Origin of the sequence: Thalassobacter sp. 16PALIMAR09 (assembly GCF_000765485.1) — a bacterium.
In the GTDB taxonomy this organism is placed as follows: domain Bacteria; phylum Pseudomonadota; class Alphaproteobacteria; order Rhodobacterales; family Rhodobacteraceae; genus Thalassobacter; species Thalassobacter stenotrophicus.
The window spans coordinates 288,833-308,014 of sequence record NZ_JHAK01000004.1; the positions used below are offsets into that span (position 1 = coordinate 288,833).

17 protein-coding genes and 3 tRNA genes are annotated in these 19,182 nt (G+C 58.6%); 14 read left to right on the forward strand and 6 right to left on the reverse strand.

Going from position 1 to position 19,182, the window contains the following annotated elements; genetic code table 11:
• Nucleotides 1–119: 119 nt before the first annotated feature.
• The 4 genes from lon to PM04_RS10935 all read left to right on the forward strand — a co-directional run bounded on the left by lon (nt 120) and on the right by PM04_RS10935 (nt 3,545).
• Nucleotides 120–2,516, forward strand: coding sequence for an endopeptidase La (gene lon, locus PM04_RS10920; RefSeq protein ID WP_038006529.1), 2,397 nt, complete (start codon nt 120–122; stop codon nt 2,514–2,516).
• A gap of 207 nt (nt 2,517–2,723) precedes the next feature.
• Nucleotides 2,724–2,798, forward strand: a tRNA-Val gene (locus PM04_RS10925).
• A gap of 47 nt (nt 2,799–2,845) precedes the next feature.
• Entirely contained in the window at nt 2,846–3,427 is a 582-nt protein-coding gene (locus PM04_RS10930; protein ID WP_038006531.1) for a histidine phosphatase family protein, read from the forward strand.
• 42 nt (nt 3,428–3,469) lie between these two features.
• Nucleotides 3,470–3,545 (forward strand) — tRNA-Val (locus PM04_RS10935).
• Nucleotides 3,546–4,000: 455 nt separating this feature from the next.
• Here PM04_RS10935 and PM04_RS10945 read toward each other — a convergent pair.
• Complete coding sequence (locus tag PM04_RS10945; RefSeq protein WP_038006709.1) at nt 4,001–4,756, reverse strand: SDR family NAD(P)-dependent oxidoreductase; 756 nt, start codon at nt 4,754–4,756, stop codon at nt 4,001–4,003.
• A 151-nt stretch (nt 4,757–4,907) separates the two neighbouring features.
• Here PM04_RS10945 and PM04_RS10950 point away from each other — a divergent pair, with 151 nt between their 5' ends.
• Both PM04_RS10950 and PM04_RS10955 read left to right on the forward strand, forming a co-directional pair.
• The gene (locus PM04_RS10950) at nt 4,908–5,855 is read left to right on the forward strand and encodes a DMT family transporter (protein ID WP_038006536.1); all 948 of its coding nucleotides are present in this window, start codon (nt 4,908–4,910) and stop codon (nt 5,853–5,855) included.
• A 41-nt stretch (nt 5,856–5,896) separates the two neighbouring features.
• Nucleotides 5,897–5,973: transfer RNA gene (locus PM04_RS10955), tRNA-Asp, on the forward strand.
• Between the two features lie 93 nt (nt 5,974–6,066).
• Here PM04_RS10955 and mmsB read toward each other — a convergent pair.
• The 3 genes from mmsB to PM04_RS10970 form a co-directional block, all read right to left on the reverse strand.
• Entirely contained in the window at nt 6,067–6,939 is an 873-nt protein-coding gene (gene mmsB / locus PM04_RS10960; protein WP_038006537.1) for a 3-hydroxyisobutyrate dehydrogenase, read from the reverse strand.
• Between the two features lie 13 nt (nt 6,940–6,952).
• Nucleotides 6,953–7,984 carry an enoyl-CoA hydratase/isomerase family protein gene (locus PM04_RS10965; RefSeq protein ID WP_038006539.1) on the reverse strand — a complete coding sequence of 344 codons (1,032 nt, stop codon included), beginning with the start codon at nt 7,982–7,984 and terminating at the stop codon, nt 6,953–6,955.
• 96 nt (nt 7,985–8,080) lie between these two features.
• Nucleotides 8,081–9,580 carry a CoA-acylating methylmalonate-semialdehyde dehydrogenase gene (locus PM04_RS10970; protein ID WP_038006540.1) on the reverse strand — a complete coding sequence of 500 codons (1,500 nt, stop codon included), beginning with the start codon at nt 9,578–9,580 and terminating at the stop codon, nt 8,081–8,083.
• Between the two features lie 212 nt (nt 9,581–9,792).
• On the opposite strand from PM04_RS10970, the gene PM04_RS10975 reads away from it, so the two are divergent.
• From PM04_RS10975 to PM04_RS10990, 4 genes are all read left to right on the forward strand, one after another.
• Entirely contained in the window at nt 9,793–10,227 is a 435-nt protein-coding gene (locus PM04_RS10975) for a CBS domain-containing protein (protein WP_038006541.1), read from the forward strand.
• A 114-nt stretch (nt 10,228–10,341) separates the two neighbouring features.
• The gene (gene coaD, locus PM04_RS10980) at nt 10,342–10,863 is read left to right on the forward strand and encodes a pantetheine-phosphate adenylyltransferase (RefSeq protein ID WP_038006543.1); all 522 of its coding nucleotides are present in this window, start codon (nt 10,342–10,344) and stop codon (nt 10,861–10,863) included.
• Between the two features lie 67 nt (nt 10,864–10,930).
• Entirely contained in the window at nt 10,931–11,443 is a 513-nt protein-coding gene (locus tag PM04_RS10985) for a peptidylprolyl isomerase (protein WP_038006547.1), read from the forward strand.
• The gene (locus PM04_RS10990) at nt 11,436–11,984 is read left to right on the forward strand and encodes a peptidylprolyl isomerase (RefSeq protein WP_038006548.1); all 549 of its coding nucleotides are present in this window, start codon (nt 11,436–11,438) and stop codon (nt 11,982–11,984) included. Before PM04_RS10985 ends, PM04_RS10990 begins: the two co-directional genes overlap by 8 nt.
• A gap of 68 nt (nt 11,985–12,052) precedes the next feature.
• Here the strand turns inward: PM04_RS10990 and PM04_RS10995 are convergent, their stop codons facing one another.
• Nucleotides 12,053–12,763: a VPLPA-CTERM sorting domain-containing protein gene (locus tag PM04_RS10995; protein ID WP_038006551.1), complete on the reverse strand. Its 711-nt coding sequence runs from the start codon at nt 12,761–12,763 to the stop codon at nt 12,053–12,055.
• 145 nt (nt 12,764–12,908) lie between these two features.
• Nucleotides 12,909–14,162 (reverse strand): tyrosine--tRNA ligase, encoded by a 1,254-nt coding sequence (gene tyrS / locus PM04_RS11000; RefSeq protein ID WP_038006712.1) that lies wholly within the window; start codon nt 14,160–14,162, stop codon nt 12,909–12,911.
• Nucleotides 14,163–14,226: 64 nt separating this feature from the next.
• Between tyrS and PM04_RS11005 the strand changes: the two genes are divergently transcribed.
• The 4 genes from PM04_RS11005 (at nt 14,227) to pgi (ending at nt 19,172) form a co-directional block, all read left to right on the forward strand.
• Entirely contained in the window at nt 14,227–15,321 is a 1,095-nt protein-coding gene (locus tag PM04_RS11005; protein ID WP_038006554.1) for an anhydro-N-acetylmuramic acid kinase, read from the forward strand.
• 133 nt (nt 15,322–15,454) lie between these two features.
• Nucleotides 15,455–16,906, forward strand: a complete 1,452-nt coding sequence (gene zwf / locus PM04_RS11010; RefSeq protein ID WP_038006556.1) for a glucose-6-phosphate dehydrogenase — start codon at nt 15,455–15,457, stop codon at nt 16,904–16,906.
• Nucleotides 16,903–17,577: a 6-phosphogluconolactonase gene (gene pgl / locus PM04_RS11015; protein WP_038006559.1), complete on the forward strand. Its 675-nt coding sequence runs from the start codon at nt 16,903–16,905 to the stop codon at nt 17,575–17,577. Before zwf ends, pgl begins: the two co-directional genes overlap by 4 nt.
• Entirely contained in the window at nt 17,574–19,172 is a 1,599-nt protein-coding gene (gene pgi, locus PM04_RS11020) for a glucose-6-phosphate isomerase (RefSeq protein ID WP_038006561.1), read from the forward strand. Before pgl ends, pgi begins: the two co-directional genes overlap by 4 nt.
• Nucleotides 19,173–19,182 lie beyond the last annotated feature (10 nt).

The window sequence follows — 19,182 nt, forward strand, 5'->3', positions numbered from 1 at the left end:
GGACTGAGTCCTTGAAGCGTTAACGGTTGGACCCCAAGTATTGGGGCACAAGACCGGAAGAGCACCACTGCTGCCGCCGAGCGGGGCCGGGGCTCTTTGCGAAACATAAAGGAACCAAGATGGATCATACCTCTTACCCTGTCCTGCCGCTGCGCGATGTTGTGGTTTTCCCCCATATGATCGTGCCACTGTTCGTGGGGCGCGAAAAATCGGTACGCGCGTTGGAAGAAGTGATGCGCGACGACAAGCAAATCTTGTTGTCCAGCCAGATCGATCCTGCGGTCGATGACCCGACCAGTGATGGCATCTATCGCACAGGTGTTTTGGCCAACGTATTGCAATTGCTCAAGCTTCCCGACGGCACCGTAAAGGTGTTGGTCGAGGGGCGTGGCCGCGTACAGATCACCGAATTCATCGAAAACGAGAACTTCTTTGAAGCCGAGGCTGCGCCGCTTGAGGAAACCTTGGGCGATGAGGCCATCGTTGAGGCGATGATGCGCTCCGTGGCTGAAGAATTTGAGCGTTATGCCAAGGTTAAGAAGAATGTCCCCGAAGAAGCGCTGACAGCCGTTTCGGAAACACAGGAGCCCGCCAAACTGGTGGATCTTGTCGCAGGCCACTTGGGTATCGAAGTCGCGGACAAGCAGGAACTGCTTGAATTGCTCGTCGTGGCAGAGCGGTTGGAGCGTGTCTACGGCATGATGCAGGGCGAAATGTCGGTCCTCTCGGTTGAGAAAAAGATCAAATCCCGCGTCAAAAACCAGATGGAGCGCACGCAGCGCGAGTACTATCTGAATGAACAAATGAAGGCCATTCAGAAGGAGCTGGGCGACGGTGAAGAAGGCGGCGGTGAAGTGGCCGAGCTGGAAGCGCGGATCGCGGAAACAAAGCTCTCCAAGGAGGCCAAAGAGAAGGCCGATGCGGAGCTGAAAAAGCTCAAGAACATGTCCCCCATGAGCGCTGAGGCGACCGTGGTGCGCAACTATCTTGACTGGATGCTGTCCATTCCGTGGGGCACGAAATCTCGTGTTAAGAAAGACCTTAATCGCGCGCAGAACGTCCTCGACAACGATCATTATGGCTTGGAAAAGGTTAAGGAACGCATTGTCGAGTACCTTGCGGTCCAGCAACGCTCGGCCAAACTGCGCGGCCCGATCCTCTGTCTGGTCGGACCTCCCGGCGTGGGCAAAACCTCGCTCGGAAAGTCCGTGGCAAAGGCCACTGGGCGTGAGTTCATCCGTATTTCCCTTGGCGGTGTGCGGGATGAAAGCGAAATTCGCGGCCATCGGCGCACATATATCGGCTCAATGCCTGGTAAGATTATCCAAGCCCTGAAAAAGGCGAAAACCACGAACCCACTGATCTTGCTCGATGAAATCGACAAGATGGGTCAAGATTTCCGTGGTGACCCGGCCTCAGCCATGCTTGAGGTGCTTGACCCTGAGCAGAACGGCACGTTCGTCGATCACTACCTTGAGGTCGAATATGACCTTTCGAACGTGATGTTCCTGACGACGGCGAACTCCTACAACATGCCCGGGCCGCTGCTGGACCGGATGGAGATCATCAGCCTTGCAGGGTACACCGAGGAAGAAAAAGCCGAGATTGCCAAGCAGCACCTCATCTCGAAACAGGTTAAGAACCACGGCCTGCGTAAAGATGAATTCGCGCTGTCGGACGAAGCGCTGCAAGAGATGATCCGCACCTACACCCGTGAGGCGGGCGTGCGGAATCTGGAGCGTGAGATTGGCAAACTGGCCCGGAAAGCCGTCACCAAAATCGTTCGCAAAGAAGCCGACAAGGTTGAGGTGACACCGGACAATTTGGATGATTTCCTTGGCGTGAAAAAGTACCGCTATGGTCTGGCCGAAAGCAAGGATCAGATCGGTGTTGTGACGGGCTTGGCCTATACCTCCGTTGGTGGCGATCTGCTGCACATTGAGGCGCTGAAGCTGCCCGGTAAGGGGCGGATGAAGACCACGGGTAAACTGGGCGATGTGATGAAGGAGTCGATTGATGCGGCGTCCTCCTACGTTCGCTCGATTGCGCCAAAAATTGGTGTGAAGCCGCCGATGTTCGACACGTTCGATATCCACGTACACGTTCCCGATGGGGCCACGCCCAAGGACGGTCCCTCCGCTGGTTTGGCGATGGTGACGTCCATTGTGTCGGTCCTGACCGGTATCCCCGTGCGCAAAGATATTGCGATGACGGGTGAGGTTAGCTTGCGCGGCAATGCGATGCCCATCGGTGGTCTTAAGGAAAAGCTCCTTGCGGCTTTACGTGGTGGGATTACGACCGTGCTTATCCCTGAGGAGAATGAAAAAGACCTCGCGGACATTCCGGATAGTGTCAAAAATGGTCTTAAGATCATTCCAGTCACGCATGTGTCTGAGGTTATTGAGCGCGCTTTGGTCTCTGCGCCAGAGGCGGTGGAATGGGACCAAGCCGCAGAAGAAGCCGCGGCCTTGGCGCGGATCACCTCCGATAAGGTGACTACAGCCACCACACACTAGGCGCCTATCTGCTGCAGACAGAATATCAGCCGTCCGCGCCCGTCGCGGGCGGCTTTCATTTTGCTAGCTCAGTTTTAGGGCCCTTTACCCCCCGACCAGTGCTTTAAGTGCGCCTCAGGAGGCGTGAAACTCCGCCTATACTCGGTTCAGTTTTTGCCTGAACAGCCTCTTGCATCCGACCCACAGCCTCGCTAGACCACCGTCCAAGGGTGATTAGCTCAGTGGTAGAGCGCTTCGTTCACATCGAAGATGTCAGGAGTTCAAATCTCTTATCACCCACCATTCTTTCTCGAATATGCGCGGCAAACCACCTGCAAGAGAGGGCCTTCATGACAGTCGAACTCTTCGTTTTGCGCCATGGGGAAACAACCTGGAATCGCGAAGGCCGCATGCAGGGCCATCTTAATGCGCCGTTGACCGAATTGGGTGTGGAGCAGGCGGTTACACAGCGCAATATCATGGCTGAACAGGATCTTAGCGGCTTTTGTGTGCTCTCCAGCCCGTCTGGCCGTGCGGTGGAAACAGCCGCTATCGCGCTGGGGCCCCTCGTCACCGAAATCACCACAGATCCCGATCTGCGTGAGGTGGGTGTTGGCGAATGGACTGGCCGTTTGCGTGCCGAATTGATCGATCCGACAGAGTGGCAGGTGACGGCCGACGGTGTGTTGGAGCTGTATGATATGGCGCCGGGTGGCGAAGGTCTTGCGGGTCTAGAGGCGCGTTGCACCCAGTTTTTGGCACGCCTTGAGGGGCCGCATGTGCTGGTCACGCACGGGATCACCAGCCGCATGATCCGGGCTCTCGCACTCGGTAATGGGCCGAATGTGACGCTTGCGATGTTGAGTGAGATGCCGGGCGGGCAGGGCGTTGTTTACCATGTGAAAGATGGTCAACAAAAACGTCTCTCTTAGGGCTTGCCCCTCCCTAATCTTTGACGTATTGCCTCGCCTAACGGGTCGTTAGCTCAGTTGGTAGAGCGCTTCGTTTACACCGAAGATGTCGGGAGTTCGAGCCTCTCACGACCCACCATTACCCCAGACCAAAGATCTGACTCAGTCCTTGAGATTGGACCGCGTGCGGGCCAGCCACACCCCACCTAAAATCATATAGACCATCCCCCCAAGGACGTATCCTAGGATTACAGCCCACACTGGCCCGCCAACCAGCCATACGGCTAATGCGGTTAATAGGGCACCAAGAATGCCAATGCCTATGAGGGCACCAAGGGTCGTGATCGATTTCATACCCCAATCGTCGCAAGCAAAGCTTAATACACCCTTTACAAGCGACATGCCGAGTTAAGCTTTTACGGCGAATTTTAGGAAATTCGCAGGACAGTTCGGTCGAAAAAAGGCGTCGCAACGGACTTTATAGCCTGGCGCGTGGGCGGTAACGGCGATTCTGTGTGTCAGCCCGGAACAACCACCAAAACCGGGCCGTAACATGACGGCCCAGCTTGCTTCATTCATCTTCAAATCTGCGCGCTAGCCTCGCAACGCGGGCAGGCCAATGCCGGTGCTCTCAAATCCGCCGTCCACGGCTAGGGTTTGCCCGTTCACGTAGCTCGCTTTGTCCGAGCAGAGCCAACAAATTGCTTCTGCCAATTCTTCTTCCTGCCCATAGCGGTTTAGGGGAATCGCATCGTGGTAGGCGGCGATGATTTCGGGGGTGTGGACCGCCATCGCCAGCTTGGTGCGCACAGGGCCGGGGGCCACGCAGTTGGCGCGCACGCCAAACTCACCCAACTCGGCCGCTTGTTGTTCGGTCAAATGCGCGACGGCCGCCTTGGACGTGCCATAGGCCACCCGCAGTGTTGAAGCCCGTAGCGCCGAGATGGAGGCGATGTTCACAATCGCGCCCTTGCGCGCTTTGAGCAGTGGAATGAACCCTTGGGACATCAGGAACGTCCCATCAAGGTTGATCGACATAATTCGACGCCACCGCGCGAAATCGGTGTCCTCCATCGGGCCAAAATCCGCGATGCCGGCATTGTTCACCAAGGCGTTGATACCGCCACCTGTCAGCTCTGTGACATTGGCCACAAGGGCATCTACGTCAGCCTCAAGGCTGATGTCGGCCACGATGTCATGCACGTCGCCCAACCCTTCGGCTGAGGCCTCCAGGGCGGGTGCATCCCAGTCCACCCGGACGACTTTCCACCCATCTTCCAAGAACTTGGCAGTGGTTGCCAAGCCGATGCCCCGTGCTGATCCCGTCACGAGCGCTACTTTTTGTGTCATATTTTCCTCCCGTTTGGCGGCAGCCTGCCATGCGTTGCAGGGGCTTACAATCGGGGATCGTTTGCGGTGGCCAAAGCCTCGCCGCGTGCCCGGAAGGGCGATAAGACTTGTTTCCGTCCCTACGGCCCCTAGGGTGACGCAGGAGGCGCGCATGGGACATCTCACTCGCAATCAAATCGGTATTTTGATGATCTGCTTGGGTACCGGGCTGATCACGCTGAATGACATGATGTTCAAGGCGCTGTCGGGGGACTACGCGCTCTATCAGATCGTCTTTGCGCGCTCACTTGGTGGGCTGATGTTCTCGCTTATCATTCTACAGATCGAAGGGGGCTGGCGGCTTCTGCGGACCGCAACGCCATGGCAGCACGCCGCGCGCGCGATGATGGTGGTTGTGGCGAATATGTCCTTCTTTCTGGCCATTGCGGCGATGCCACTGGGGTTGGTGTCGGCGCTGTTCTTTGTGGCCCCGTTGTTGATTACGGTTCTTTCGATCCCGGTGTTGGGCGAACAGGTTGGCATCCATCGCTGGGCCGCGGTGGGTGTGGGGTTTGCAGGCGTGGCGGTGATGTTCTTGCCTGAACTGCTTGGCCAAGGTCTTGGCGTTCCGGTGTGGAGCTATGCCTTACCTCTGGTCGCCGCGCTCAGCTACGCTGGCAATCAGGTGATGACCCGCAAATTGGGGGTAACTAGCCGAGCCAGCGCACTCGCCATCTATATCCAAGTTATGTTTCTGGTGGTGAGCATCGTTTCCTACGGGGTGCTGGGGCAGGGGCAGTATGCGCAAGGAATCACGAACGAAAGTTTGGTGTTTTTGCTCCGCGCATGGGTCTGGCCGGCGCCCGGCGACATCTGGGTGTTCCTTGCCCTCGGACTTAACGTAGCGGCAATTGCCTATTGCTTGTCACAAGCCTATCGGATGGCGGAAGCAGGTGTTGTGGCCCCGTTCGAATATGTGGCCCTCCCGCTCGCGGTTTTCTGGGGTTGGAGCGTTTTTGGAGAGATTCCGGGGCCATTTACATGGGCCGGAATGGTGCTAATCGCGGGGGCGGGACTTTATATTGTCTGGAGAGAAAGAAAGTCGCGAAAAAGGGATTGACCCCCCCGTGCGGTAGCATTATCCCCCTCCACACGCAGTACGCGGTTGTAGCTCAGTTGGTTAGAGTACCGGCCTGTCACGCCGGGGGTCGCGGGTTCGAGCCCCGTCAACCGCGCCACTGCTGTATGACCTTTAGGTCACGTAAGAAAGCCGCCCCTCGGGGCGGCTTTTTCGTTTCATACTAAATGGTTAGGTTAGGTTAGCCCTAGGGCTAACCACGTGATTTCCGCTCAAACCTTGGCAGCATAGCTGAGAAATCCTGCCCTGCGCCGCCTTCCGATTCAACAAAGGTTTCGTACAGCGCGGTGGTGGCTTGGCCCAAGGGCGTGTCGGCATCTACGGCCTCTGCGGCTTGCTGGCTCAACCGCAAATCTTTGAGCATCAGCTCGGCCGCGAATCCCGGTTTGTAGTCGTTGTCCGCCGGAGAATCGGGGCCAACACCGGGGGCCGGGCAATAGGCGTTCATCGACCACGAATATCCGGATGAAGTCGACACGACGTCAAACATCGCCTGCCGGTCGAGCCCCAGTTTGTCGGCCAAGGCAAACGCTTCACAGGTGGCTGTCATGGTCACGCCAAGAATCATGTTGTTGCAGATTTTCGCCGCTTGGCCGTTGCCCGCGCCACCGCAGTGGACGGCCTTTTGCCCCATGATCTCAAACAGAGGTTGCGCGGTGGCGAATGCGTCCTGTGGGCCGCCGACCATAAAGGTCAAAGTGCCTGCATCCGCGCCACCCGTGCCGCCAGAGACAGGTGCGTCTAGCGCGGCAAGGCCTGCGGCCTCAGCCTGTTCGGCAACCGCCCGCGCGCTATCCACATCCACGGTCGAGCAATCGAGCAGCACGGCGCCCGGCTTCATCGCCGCAATGACCTCGGCTGCGACTGCGCGCAGGATCGCACCGTTGGGCAGCATCGTGATCACAACATCCGCACCCTGTGCGGCTTCGGCCCCAGAGGCCGCCGCCGTCACGCCCGCAGGGCAGGGCGCGTGCAGGTCAAACCCCACAACTGTGTGGCCCGCAGACGCCAAGTTGCGCGCCATATGGTGTCCCATATTCCCCAGCCCGATAAATCCAATCTGCATAGTGTCCCTCCTTCTAAATTTTCAAAGCATCCGGCCCCAATGGCATCAGCATGCGGGCGACGTCCGTGGCCGGAACAGCCTCGGGGCCCGAGTGGCGCCATTTGGGGGATTTATCCTTGTCGATAATCTGGGCGCGAATTCCCTCGACGAAATCGCTGTGCTCAAGCGCGCGGTGGGTAAAGCGGTACTCAAGCCCCAGCGCGTCTACCATCGTGGTGGTATCATTCATCCGGTGCAGCATCTCAACGGCGCAGGCCATCCCCAGCGGCGCATTGCGCGAAAGCGCCTTGGCGGCGCGTTCGGCCAGCGGCCCGTCTGCGGCTGCAACACTTCGTACGATGTCGCCCAGCGTCTCGCCGCTAAACAGGGCGTCAATTTCGGCCTGTGCCGCAGCCAGCGGCGCGTCGGGCGGTGGCGCAGTTGCCTCCGCAATGACGGCAACATCTCCTGTCGTACACAAGGCCGCCTTTAGGTCATCCCAGCCGTCAGGCACGTAGCTATCTGCAAATCCGGCATAGATGGCATCTGCTGCGCCCATTCTCGCCCCGGTGGTGCCCAAGTATTCGCCCAAACGCCCCGGCGCGAGATGCAAGAGCAACGATCCCCCCACATCCGGAACAAGGCCGATCGCGCATTCCGGCATCGCAATCTGACTGGTGTCATCCACAATGCGGTGCGAGCCATGGCACCCAACGCCAACGCCGCCGCCCATGGTAAACCCCTGCAAAAACGCGACGACAGGCTTGGCATAGTGAAAAATTTTAGCGTTCATGCGGTATTCATCCGCCCAGAACCGCTGCCCGTAACCGTACTCGCCTTTAATTCCTGCGGCATACATCTCTGCGATGTCACCACCGGCGCAAAAGGCGCGTGAACCCTCGGCATCAATCAGTACAAGGTCAACGGCACTGTCTTCGGCCCAAGCATCAAGGGCGGCCTCAATGGCCAGACACATTTCCCACGTCAATGCGTTCAGCGCGTCCGGGCGTTGCAACGTAATCCGACCAGCTCGGCCTTCAATTCGGCACCAAATATCCTCTTGCAAGGCTGTCCCTTCCTTTGTTCCCAAAATACTCAAAAAGGGGGTGCGGGGGGCATCGCCCCCCGCGGGTCGTCGCGCACAGCGCGGCGAAATCCCTTATTATTCCATCACAGGAATAGAGAAGGCAGCCCCGTCTTTAATGCCCGAGGGCCAGCGTGCCGTCACCGTTTTGGTCCGGGTGTAGAACTTGAAGGCATCCGGCCCGTGTTGGTTCAAGTCGCCAAACACGGATTTCTTCCAGCCGCCAAACGTGTGATAGGCCAAAGGCACTGGGATCGGGACGTTAATACCGACCATGCCGACGTTAATGCGCGCCGCAAAGTCACGTGCTGCATCACCATCGCGGGTGTAAATCGCGGTGCCGTTGCCGTACTCGTGATCCATCGCAAGGCCGATGGCCTCTTCATAGTTTTGCGCACGCACGACCGACAGAACTGGGCCAAAGATCTCTTTTTGGTAGATCTCCATGTCCTTGGTTACACGGTCAAACAGGTGCGGCCCTACAAAGAACCCGTCCTCATAGCCCTGCAACGAGAACCCACGGCCGTCCACGACCAGCTCCGCCCCGGCTTCAACGCCCGACTCGACCAAACGCTCGATGTTGGCTTTGGCGGCGGCCGTTACAACGGGGCCGTAGTCCACATCCGCGCCAGAAGTGTAGGGACCTACTTTCAGCGCCTCAATCCGCGGCACGAGCTTCTCGATCAGTTTGTCGGCGGTTTCTTCGCCCACGGGGACTGCGACAGAAATCGCCATGCAGCGTTCGCCAGCAGCACCATAACCCGCGCCAATCAACGCATCCGCTGCTTGATCCATGTCCGCGTCAGGCAGGATGATCATGTGGTTCTTGGCACCACCAAAACACTGCACACGCTTGCCGTTCGCACAGCCACGCTCGTAGATATAGGCGGCAATCGGGGTTGAGCCGACAAAGCCCACAGATTGGATGATTTCATTGTCCAGAATCGCGTCAACGGCCGTTTTGTCACCGTTCACGACCTGGATCACACCCTTCGGCAGACCCGCTTCTTCTAGCAGCTCAGCCAGCATAATCGGCACGGATGGATCGCGCTCGGAGGGCTTGAGGATAAAGCTGTTGCCGCATGCGATGGCGGGGGCAAACATCCACATCGGGATCATCGCGGGGAAGTTGAACGGCGTGATGCCAGCGGTCACACCCAAGGGCTGACGCATCGAATACATGTCGATGCCGGGGCCTGCGTCGGTGGTGTAATCACCCTTCAGCAATTCGGGTGCACCGATGCAATATTCCACGACCTCAAGGCCGCGCTGCACATCGCCTTTGGCGTCGGGCAGGGTCTTACCGTGCTCGCGGCTCAGCGCTTCGGCCAGCTTGTCCATGTCGCGGTGCAAAAGTCCGACAAAAGCCATCAAGACCCGCGCGCGGCGCTGAGGGTTCACTGCAGCCCATTTGGGTTGTGCGGCCTGCGCGACGGCGACTGCATGTGCCATTTCTTCACCATTGGCGAGCGGAACGCGTGCCTGAACCTCACCGGTGGCCGGATTGTAAACATCGGCAAAGCGCCCAGATGAGCCCGCAACGCGCGCGCCATTGATGTAGTGACACAGGTCTTCCATGACCGTTCCTCCCAAGTGAATTAAATCCCTGACCTTGAGTGGCAAATTCGGCGGGCAGGTGCAAAGGGGTTTTGGCAACAAATGTGTCGCATTCGAATTCGCGCTGCTTTTTACATGCATAGGTTGTGTTTTCGCGCAGCTACACACCTTGACAGAAGCCCTTCTCGCGCGCACGCTTTCCCTAAAGAAAGTTACGACAGGGAGGTTTAGGGATGCTTGTTCATCAAATTCTGAAATCAAAGGCCACGACTGATGTTCTGACAATTGCGCCCGATGCACTGGTGTCGGATGCCGCAGCCGAACTGTCGTCACGCAAAATCGGCTCCTTGGTGGTCTCCAGCGGTGATGGAACCGCAGCTGGCATCCTGTCAGAGCGGGACATCGTGCGCGAAATCGGCCGTCGCGGCACCATCTGCCTGAGCGAAAAGGTCTCGGATATGATGACCAAAACGCTGGTGACCTGCGCTCCAAACGACGACGCGCAAAGCGTGCTTGAAAAAATGACCAACGGCCGGTTCCGCCACATGCCTGTGCTCGACAACGGCAAAATGGTCGGTCTTGTGACGCTGGGCGATATCGTCAAAGCGCGTCTGTCTGAGGTTTCTATGGAGAAAGAAGCCCTTGAGGGGATGATCATGGGGCACTAGCCCCTGCGCCTCGCCCGACAACATCGCGGGACAGATGGACGCGGGTCTCTTGCTTTTTGCCCGCGCATAAGGTCTGCCTAGAGGACTTGATAGCACAAACCCCCGGAGGTGCCGATGCGCACTGGACTTTATCCCGGCACCTTTGATCCGATCACGTTGGGTCATATCGATATCATCAAACGGGCCTGTTCCTTGGTGGATCGCCTTGTCATTGGCGTGGCGATCAACCGCGATAAGGGGCCTTTGTTCTCGCTCGAACAGCGCGTCGCGATGGTTGAAGAAGAATGCGCCTTTTGGGCGAAAAAGACCGGCGTTGAAATCATCGCGCATCCCTTTGAGAACCTGCTGATTGATTGCGCCCGCGATGTGGGCGCGCAGGTGATTGTGCGGGGCCTGCGGGCTGTTGCGGACTTTGAGTATGAGTTCCAAATGGTTGGCATGAACCGCCAACTCGACAACAGCATCGAGACCGTTTTCCTAATGGCTGAGGCAGAGCATCAGGCGATTGCCTCTAAGCTGGTTAAGGAAATCGCGCGGCTTGGCGGGGATGTGTCAAAGTTTGTCACGCCGCCTGTCAAAGACGCGCTGCATCAGATGTACCCAAGCGACCGCGCGGTCCTGCGCCGAGAGGCCTGAAGCCCCCTTTCCCTTTCCGTCCAAGGCCCCTAGGGTGCCCGCCAAACGGACACGGAAAGGGAGCCACATGGCCGATATCAAAGATCCAGAAAACACGATTCTGATGGAACTCAAAGGCGGCACAGTCGTTATTGAGCTGCTGCCGGACGTTGCCCCCGGGCATTGCGACCGCATGAAGGAACTGGCCCGCGAAGGTGCCTATGACAACGTGGTGTTCCACCGCGTGATCGAAGGTTTCATGGCGCAAACCGGTGACGTACAGCACGGCAACCTCGATGCGGGCGGCAACATTCGTTCTGCAGGTACCGGCGGGTCCGACAAGCCGAACCTGAAGGCTGAATTCTCTGGCGTACCACACGATCGTGGCACACTGGGCGCGGCCCGTTCGTCCAGCCCGGACAGTGCAAACTCGCAGTTCTTCATCAACTTTAACGACAACCACTTCCTTAACCGCCAGTACACGGTCTACGGCCGGGTCATCAGCGGTATGGATCATGTCGATGCGATCACCCGTGGCGAGCCACCTGCGAACCCCGATGTGATGATTTCGGTTAAGGTCGCAAGCGATGCCGATGCGTAGTCTTGCCTTGGCACTGGGGTTGGCGTTCGCCACGCCAGCGCTTGCAGTCGAGATGACCATCACGGTTGAGGGGGAGGCCAACGGCGCGATCACAATTGATCTGCTGGAAGAGGTCGCCCCCAACCACGTGGCACAAATCAGAACTTTGGCTGAGCAGGGCGCCTATGACAACGTGGTGTTCCACCGCGTGATCGATGGTTTCATGGCGCAAACTGGGGATGTTGAATTCGGCAAACTCGGTGCAGATATGCGTATGGCAGGACGCGGCGGGTCCGATTTGCCCAATATTTCGGCTGAGTTCTCGGATATCCCGTATGAGCGTGGCACGGTCGGTATGGCGCGGGCGCAAAACCCCGACAGCGCGAATTCTCAGTTCTTTATCATGTTTGAGCCAGGTCCGTTCTTGAACGGTCAGTACACGGTGATTGGCCAAGTGACAGAGGGTCTGGACGTGTTGGATGCGATCAAACGCGGGACTGGATCGAACGGTGCGGTTGTCGGCCGCCCGGATGTGATGACGACGGTCACGATCTCTCGCTAAGACTTGAATACTGTAAACGAAAACGGGCGACCTTTGCGGGCCGCCCGTTTTGCATTTGATCTTAAGTCTCAGCTGGGTTTGCGCCGCCGCTTGCGGCCAATAGCCATCAAGCCTGCCAAGCCCGTCATCGCCAGCACCGCGCCTGCGGGCAATGGAACTGCCGCTGCAGTTGCGGCGTCGATTGTAAAGCCATCGTTCAACCCGCTGTGGCGCATCTCGACGGATGCGGAGGTCACAAAGCCGCTGAAGTCGACCACCACCAGTTTTTCGTTTCCGTTGCCAGCACCGGGCCCGAAGGTCGCGGTTTCGCCGCCCGCTGATACGGTCAGGCTCTGAAACTCACCGCCGTCACGTAGTCCAAAAATCAAACGGTTAAACGAGGCACTGCCCACCCGGCTGACGTCCCATTTGATCCCAAGCGTATCGTTGGAGTTGAGCGATTTGCTCCCCGCGATTGGTACGAGGTTGCCCTGGCCGTTAATGCCATCGTCCTGAATGGCCAGATCAGCAGAGCACGTCCCTCCGCCGTTCGACCGACACGTGGAGCCACTCCCAACGCCGCCAAGGCTCGAAAAAGTCCCAACGCTTGTCCCGGTGAGGGGGCCGTTTAGCGCGCCGCCAGAATATGTTTCAAAGTCTTCAAGTGAGAAGTTTCCGCCCATCGATGACGCGAAAGCTGTCAGGTCAAAGGTTGCGACCGATATCGATGAAGCCTGCGCTGATGCCCCAAATGAAAGGGTGATGGCGCAAAGTGCCGCTAAGAACCGTTTTGTTTTCATGTCAAAATTCCGAAAGATATACTTTAGATATAAATCTGATACTAACGGTGGTATTTTGGTCTGAAAAGATACAATATGGCGAAAATTAGGTAAGTTACCCTACGTCACTTTGACTTATGACGTAGGGCTAAGTCTCAGCAGGACGTTAGAATTGGATCTGCACAAGCGCGTGGCGCTTCTTGCCAGCGCTTAGCTTTATAGGCGTCGCTAGGTCATCGGATGTCACCATTACGCCCGGATCGGTCAGTGCGGCGTCATTCATCTGCGCCCCACCGCCTGAGATCAGGCGCTTTGCCTCTTTGCCGGAGCCCGCAAGCCCGGACCGAGTGATAAGTTGCACGATGGAAATGCCATCGCCGACCTCATCCGCGGAAAGGGTTAAGGTCGGCAGATCGTCGCCCGCACCGCCTTTTTCAAACACTTCGCGTGCAGTGGCTTCGGCGGTTTGCGCTGCCTCGGCGCCGTGCAGTAGGGTCGTGACCGCATTGGCAAGAATAATTTTCGCCGCGTTGATCTCTGACCCCTCAAGCGCGCCAAGACGATCACACTCGTCAACGGGCAGTTCGGTATACAGCTTCAGGAATCGCCCAACGTCTGCATCAGTCGTATTGCGCCAGAACTGCCAAAACTCATAGGGAGACAGCATCTCACCGTTCAGCCAGATCGCGCCGCCTTGGCTTTTGCCCATCTTTTTGCCGTCGCTCGTCGTCAGCAGGGGGGTCGTCAGGCCGTAGACTTCTGAATCGATCACGCGGCGGGTCAGGTCGATCCCGTTAATGATGTTGCCCCACTGATCCGAGCCGCCCATCTGCAACAGACAGCCGTAGCGGCGGTTAAGCTCCATGAAGTCATAGGCTTGCAGGATCATATAGTTGAATTCGAGAAAGCTGAGCGATTGTTCGCGGTCCAGCCGGGACTTAACGCTTTCAAAGCTGAGCATCCGGTTCACGCTAAAATGCCGCCCGATGTCGCGCAAGAATTCCAGGTAGTTGAGCCCATCCAACCATTCGGCATTATTGCGCATGATAGCCTGGCTGGGCGCGTCGCCGTAGTCTAGGTATTGCGCAAAGACCTTCTGCATTCCGGCGATGTTGGCATCAATCTGTTCGGGTCCGAGCAGGGGGCGCTCGTCCGAGCGGAAAGAAGGGTCGCCCACCTTGGTCGTGCCGCCGCCCATAAGGGTGATCGGCTTGTGGCCCGTTTTCTGGAACCACCGCAGCAGCATGATGTTCAACAGGTGCCCCACATGAAGCGAAGCGGCCGTGGCATCGTACCCGATATAGGCCGGGACAACCCCGGCGATCAGGGCGTCATCCAACGCTTGCAGGTCGGTGCAGTCGGCCAGAAAGCCGCGCTCGATGATCACGCGGAGAAACTCGGATTTGGGCTGGTAGGTCATCGGAATTGGGTCCATCTTTGGGGTGAGGTGTGCATAAGCAAAAGCGCGCGCAAGGGAAAGAGCCATGGAACGGATTTGGGCGGTTGGTGCCATGTCGGGCACGTCGATGGACGGTGTGGATACGGCTGAGCTGTTGACCGACGGGTCTGATATCTTTGCATTCGGCGAAACGGGGTACCGCCCGTATACCGAGCCCGAGCGCGCCGTTCTGCGCGCCGCCATGGGTAAATGGCAGGGCGATCCCGGCGTGGCCGAGGCCGCAAACGTCGTGGAAACGGCACATGTTGAGGCGTTGCGCCCCCATGGCAAAAAGCTGATCGGTTTTCATGGGCAGACGCTGGCCCACGCGCCTGATGCACAAGGCACGCACCAAGCAGGCAATGGCGATGTCTTGGCCGAGGCGCTCGGCGCGCCCGTTGTTTGGGATTTTCGCACCGCCGACGTAGGGCTGGGCGGGCAGGGCGCGCCGCTTGCGCCTGCGTTCCACTTTGCCTGTGCGCGTTGGATCGGGGCAGAGGCGCCGGTGGTTTTCCTGAACCTTGGGGGGGTTGCGAACATCACATGGGTCGATCCGCGTGGCGATCAGATGGACGCGCCGGGTGCGATGCTCGCGTTCGACACCGGCCCTGCGAATGCCCCGCTTGATGATTTGGTGCGCGCGGCCACGGGCGCAGACTATGACGCGGCTGGGCAATTGGCCGCTGGCGGGCGGTGTTATGCTGCCCTGTCAGAAGCCGTTTTGGAGCATCGTTTCTTTGGTGAGTTGCCGCCAAAATCATTGGATCGAAATGAGTTGTCTCACGTCCTAGAGCCAATAACCACATTGCCCCTCGCGGATGCGCTGACCACGCTTGCCGACGTTGTCGGACGCTCAGTCGCGCGCGCACTGGCCTTTTGCCCCGAGATGCCAGCGCAGGTGTTGGTGGCGGGTGGCGGGCGGCAGAACCCGACGTTGATGGCGGCCCTTCACGCGCACATTTCATGTCCCGTAAACCCCGTCGAAACCGTGGGCCTAGATGGTGACATGCTTGAGGCGCAGGCCTTTGCCTACCTCGCTGTGCGGGTCAAAGCGGGCTTGCCGACATCCTTCCCGAGTACAACGGGTGTGGGGGCCTCGGTCGGGGGTGGGCGGATATCGCGCCCGACCTCTGAGGTCTAAATCAAGGTTTGAACCCGGATCACGGGCTGTTACACAAGCCGTATAGACAAATTGATTTTGCGTGTTAAAACGGCGTCGTTAGCGCTAACATATCGCGAGCGCGTTCCATTTTCTGCCTGCGGAGACCTAAACTATGGTTTCAAGAGTTATCCCCGTCGATGCCTTCGATCTCGTGATCTTTGGGGGGACCGGCGATCTGGCCCGCCGCAAAATCCTGCCTGGGTTGTACCGTCGCTTTTGGGCCGGTCAGATGCCCGATGACGCCCGCATCATTGGTGCCGCGCGGACTGACCAAGACGTTGAAGCGTTCCGCACGATGGTCGCTGAGGCGATTGCCGAGTTTGTGTCTGAGCGCAAACGCGATGCGGATTGCATCAAACGGTTCCTCGACTGCATCGACTACGTCACCCTCGACGCGCGCGGCGAGGCGGGTTGGAAAGAGCTGAAATCTAAGTGCCGCGCCAACACTGTACAGGCGTTTTACTTCTCAGTGGGTCCGGGTCTCTTTGGTGACATCGCAGAGCGGTTGCGCAGCTTTAAGATCGCGCGCCAAGATGCTCGTATCGTGGTGGAAAAACCGTTTGGTCGTGACCTTGCGACAGCCAAGGAATTGAACAGCGAACTGAGCGCGAATTTCGACGAGTCGCAGATTTACCGCATCGATCATTACCTTGGCAAAGAGACGGTGCAAAACCTGATGGCTGTCCGTTTTGGTAACGTTCTGTTTGAGCCGCTGTGGAACGCGCAATATGTGGATCACGTCCAGATCACTGTGGCCGAGACCGTTGGCGTTGGCGGGCGCGGGGCCTATTACGACAAATCCGGCGCGATGCGGGACATGGTACAAAACCACCTGATGCAGTTGTTGTGCCTCACAGCGATGGAGCCACCCGCCAAGTTTGACCCTGACGCCGTGCGCGATGAAAAGCTCAAAGTGATCCGCGCGCTGGATCCGGTAGAGGCTGACGATATCGTGCGTGGCCAGTACCGTGAGGGCGCGGAGCCGGGGTATCTACAGGATGTCGAAAATCCCGACAGCCGCACCGAAAGCTTCATAGCCCTCAAATGCCACATCTCTAACTGGCGGTGGAAAGGCACACCTTTCTACCTGCGCACGGGCAAACGTATGGCCGCGCGGATGTCTGAAATCGTGGTGCATTTCAAACCCACCCCGCACAGCATTTTCGGTGAAGAGGCAGGGACCAAGGCCAACGTCCTCAGCATTCGGTTGCAGCCTGATGAGGGGATCGATTTGTCCGTGACGATCAAGGAACCCGGGCCCGGGGGGATGCGCTTGATGGACGTTCCGCTGGATATGTCCTTTGCCGAAGCCTTGGGCGAAGAGGCTGCCGACATGCCCGACGCATATGAGCGGCTGATCATGGATGTGATGCGCGGCAACCAAACCCTGTTTATGCGGGGTGACGAGGTTGAGGCGGCTTGGGCGTGGACCGACCCCTTGATTGAGGCATGGACCCGGCGCGGCAGCAAACCATGCAGCTACGCCCAAGGGAGCACAGGCCCAGAAGAAGCAATGATGTTAATGCACAAGGACAGACGCCGCTGGCGCGAGTTGGAGCAATGAAAGACCTAATCGAATACCCCGACGCCGACATGATGATGTTGGATCTGGCCAATACGATTGCCGGATCCCTCGAAATGAACCTGCAAACCCATGAAACGGCCTCGCTGTGTGTGCCCGGTGGGACAACGCCGGGCCCGATTTTCGACAGCCTATGCGCCGCGGATCTGGATTGGGCGCGGGTTACGATCATGCTGAGCGATGAGCGGTGGGTCCCCGAAAGCTCGCCTCGGTCGAACACCGCGCTGTTGATGCACCGGTTGTGCGTTGGGCGCGCGGCGGCGGCCAAGATTGCGCCGCTCTATATGCAGACCGACACCCCCGAGGATGCCTTGGACGAACTGATTGAGGGGCTGAAACCCGCGCTGCCTATCTCGGTTCTTTTGCTGGGTATGGGCGCGGATATGCACACGGCCTCGCTGTTTCCGGGCGCAGATCAACTGGATGCGGCGTTGCGCGACGACGCGCCCGCTTTGATGGCCATGCGGGCCCCAGGCGCGCCTGAGCCGCGCATCACCCTGACGGCCCCGGTTCTTGCCGGCGCGATGGAGACGCATATCGTGATCATCGGTGATGAAAAACGCGAGGCGCTGGAGCGCGCCAAACACCTCAGCCCGCAGGCCGCGCCCGTTTCGGTCGTTTTGCCAAACGCGACGGTTCATTGGGCACCATGAATACGTTTTGGAAGGCCGTTGCGCAGGCCAAGCAAGAAACAGGCGCAGACATCCAAACACTGCTAAGCGATCCCGAGCGGGACTTTACCGTGTCGCAAGGCGATGTGATCTTTGACTACCGCAAAACGGCGATGACACAGGCTGCGCGCACGACCCTTTTGGCCGCCGCTGAAGCCGTCGTGCCTGCCGCCCGTGCCGCGATGTTTAACGGCCAGCCGATCAACGATACCGAAGGCCGCGCCGTTTTGCACACCGCGTTGCGCGCCGGTCCCGACGCCGAAATCCACGTAGAAGGCGCCGATATCATGCCCGGTATTCGCGCAACATTGGACCGCATGGGCGCATTCGCGGACCAAGTCCGCAGCGGCGCGTTCACTGGCGCTGGTGGCAAAATCACGGATGTTTTGAACATCGGGATTGGGGGTTCGGACCTTGGGCCTGCGATGGCAACTCTCGCGCTCGCACCCTTTGCGGATGGCCCGCGTGTGCATTTTGTCTCGAACGTGGATGGCGCTGATTTTGCGGACAAAACGCGCGGGTTGAACCCTGCCACGACGCTCGTGATCGTGGCCTCCAAGACATTCACCACGATCGAGACGATGACCAACGCGGCCACGGCCAAGGCGTGGATGGCGGATGTGCCGAACCTTGATGCGCAGTTCGTCGCGCTCAGCACGGCGGATGACAAGGTCGCGGCGTTTGGCATTCCGCCCGAACGGATGTTCGGGTTCGAGGATTGGGTCGGCGGACGCTATTCGATGTGGGGGCCGATTGGCCTGTCGCTGATGCTGGCCATCGGTCCAGAGCGGTTTGAGGCGATGCTGGCGGGTGCGCGCGCGATGGATGACCATTTCCGCACCGCCCCCTTGGCGCAGAACATGCCGGTGATGCTGGCGCTGGTGGGCATTTGGCATCACCAAGTGTGTGGGTTTCCGACGCGTGCGGTGCTGCCCTACGACAACCGCCTTGCGCGGCTGCCTGCCTATCTCCAACAGCTTGAGATGGAGAGTAACGGCAAGCGCGTCATCATGGATGGCCACGACAGTGAAGGCGTGACAGGCCCCGTCGTCTGGGGCGAGCCGGGCACAAACGGCCAGCACGCGTTTTACCAGCTGATCCACCAAGGCACGACGCCGGTTCCGTGCGAATTCATGATCGCTGCGCGCGGTCATGAGCCTGATCTGGATCACCACCATCGACTTTTGATCGCCAATTGCCTTGCCCAGTCCGAGGCGTTGATGCGCGGGCGGTCCTTGGAGGAAGCGCGGGCGATTATGGCCGCAAAGGGTTTTGAAGACCCCGAGCAAGATCGCCAAGCGCGCCACCGGGTATTCCCGGGCAACCGCCCATCGACAACGCTAATCTATCCGCTGCTAACCCCTGAGGTTTTGGGCCAGATCGTGGCGCTTTATGAGCACCGTGTGTTTGTCGAAGGGGTGATGCTGGGCATCAACTCGTTCGATCAATGGGGTGTTGAGTTGGGCAAAGAGCTGGCCACCGCTTTGGGGCCGTTGGTCGACGGCGCAGACGCGAGCACTAAGGATGCCTCAACCCAAGGGCTGCTTGCGCAATTGCGCGCTTGGCGGGCGGACTAATCCGCCTCGC

Coding starts and splice junctions, on each gene's coding strand:
- lon (WP_038006529.1), top strand. CDS start 120: ATGGATCATACCTCTTACCCTGTCCTGCCGCTGCGCGATGTTGTGGTT.
- PM04_RS10930 (WP_038006531.1), top strand. CDS start 2,846: ATGACAGTCGAACTCTTCGTTTTGCGCCATGGGGAAACAACCTGGAAT.
- PM04_RS10945 (WP_038006709.1), bottom strand. CDS start 4,756: ATGACACAAAAAGTAGCGCTCGTGACGGGATCAGCACGGGGCATCGGC.
- PM04_RS10950 (WP_038006536.1), top strand. CDS start 4,908: ATGGGACATCTCACTCGCAATCAAATCGGTATTTTGATGATCTGCTTG.
- mmsB (WP_038006537.1), bottom strand. CDS start 6,939: ATGCAGATTGGATTTATCGGGCTGGGGAATATGGGACACCATATGGCG.
- PM04_RS10970 (WP_038006540.1), bottom strand. CDS start 9,580: ATGGAAGACCTGTGTCACTACATCAATGGCGCGCGCGTTGCGGGCTCA.
- PM04_RS10975 (WP_038006541.1), top strand. CDS start 9,793: ATGCTTGTTCATCAAATTCTGAAATCAAAGGCCACGACTGATGTTCTG.
- coaD (WP_038006543.1), top strand. CDS start 10,342: ATGCGCACTGGACTTTATCCCGGCACCTTTGATCCGATCACGTTGGGT.
- PM04_RS10985 (WP_038006547.1), top strand. CDS start 10,931: ATGGCCGATATCAAAGATCCAGAAAACACGATTCTGATGGAACTCAAA.
- PM04_RS10990 (WP_038006548.1), top strand. CDS start 11,436: ATGCGTAGTCTTGCCTTGGCACTGGGGTTGGCGTTCGCCACGCCAGCG.
- PM04_RS10995 (WP_038006551.1), bottom strand. CDS start 12,763: ATGAAAACAAAACGGTTCTTAGCGGCACTTTGCGCCATCACCCTTTCA.
- tyrS (WP_038006712.1), bottom strand. CDS start 14,162: ATGACCTACCAGCCCAAATCCGAGTTTCTCCGCGTGATCATCGAGCGC.
- PM04_RS11005 (WP_038006554.1), top strand. CDS start 14,227: ATGGAACGGATTTGGGCGGTTGGTGCCATGTCGGGCACGTCGATGGAC.
- zwf (WP_038006556.1), top strand. CDS start 15,455: ATGGTTTCAAGAGTTATCCCCGTCGATGCCTTCGATCTCGTGATCTTT.
- pgl (WP_038006559.1), top strand. CDS start 16,903: ATGAAAGACCTAATCGAATACCCCGACGCCGACATGATGATGTTGGAT.
- pgi (WP_038006561.1), top strand. CDS start 17,574: ATGAATACGTTTTGGAAGGCCGTTGCGCAGGCCAAGCAAGAAACAGGC.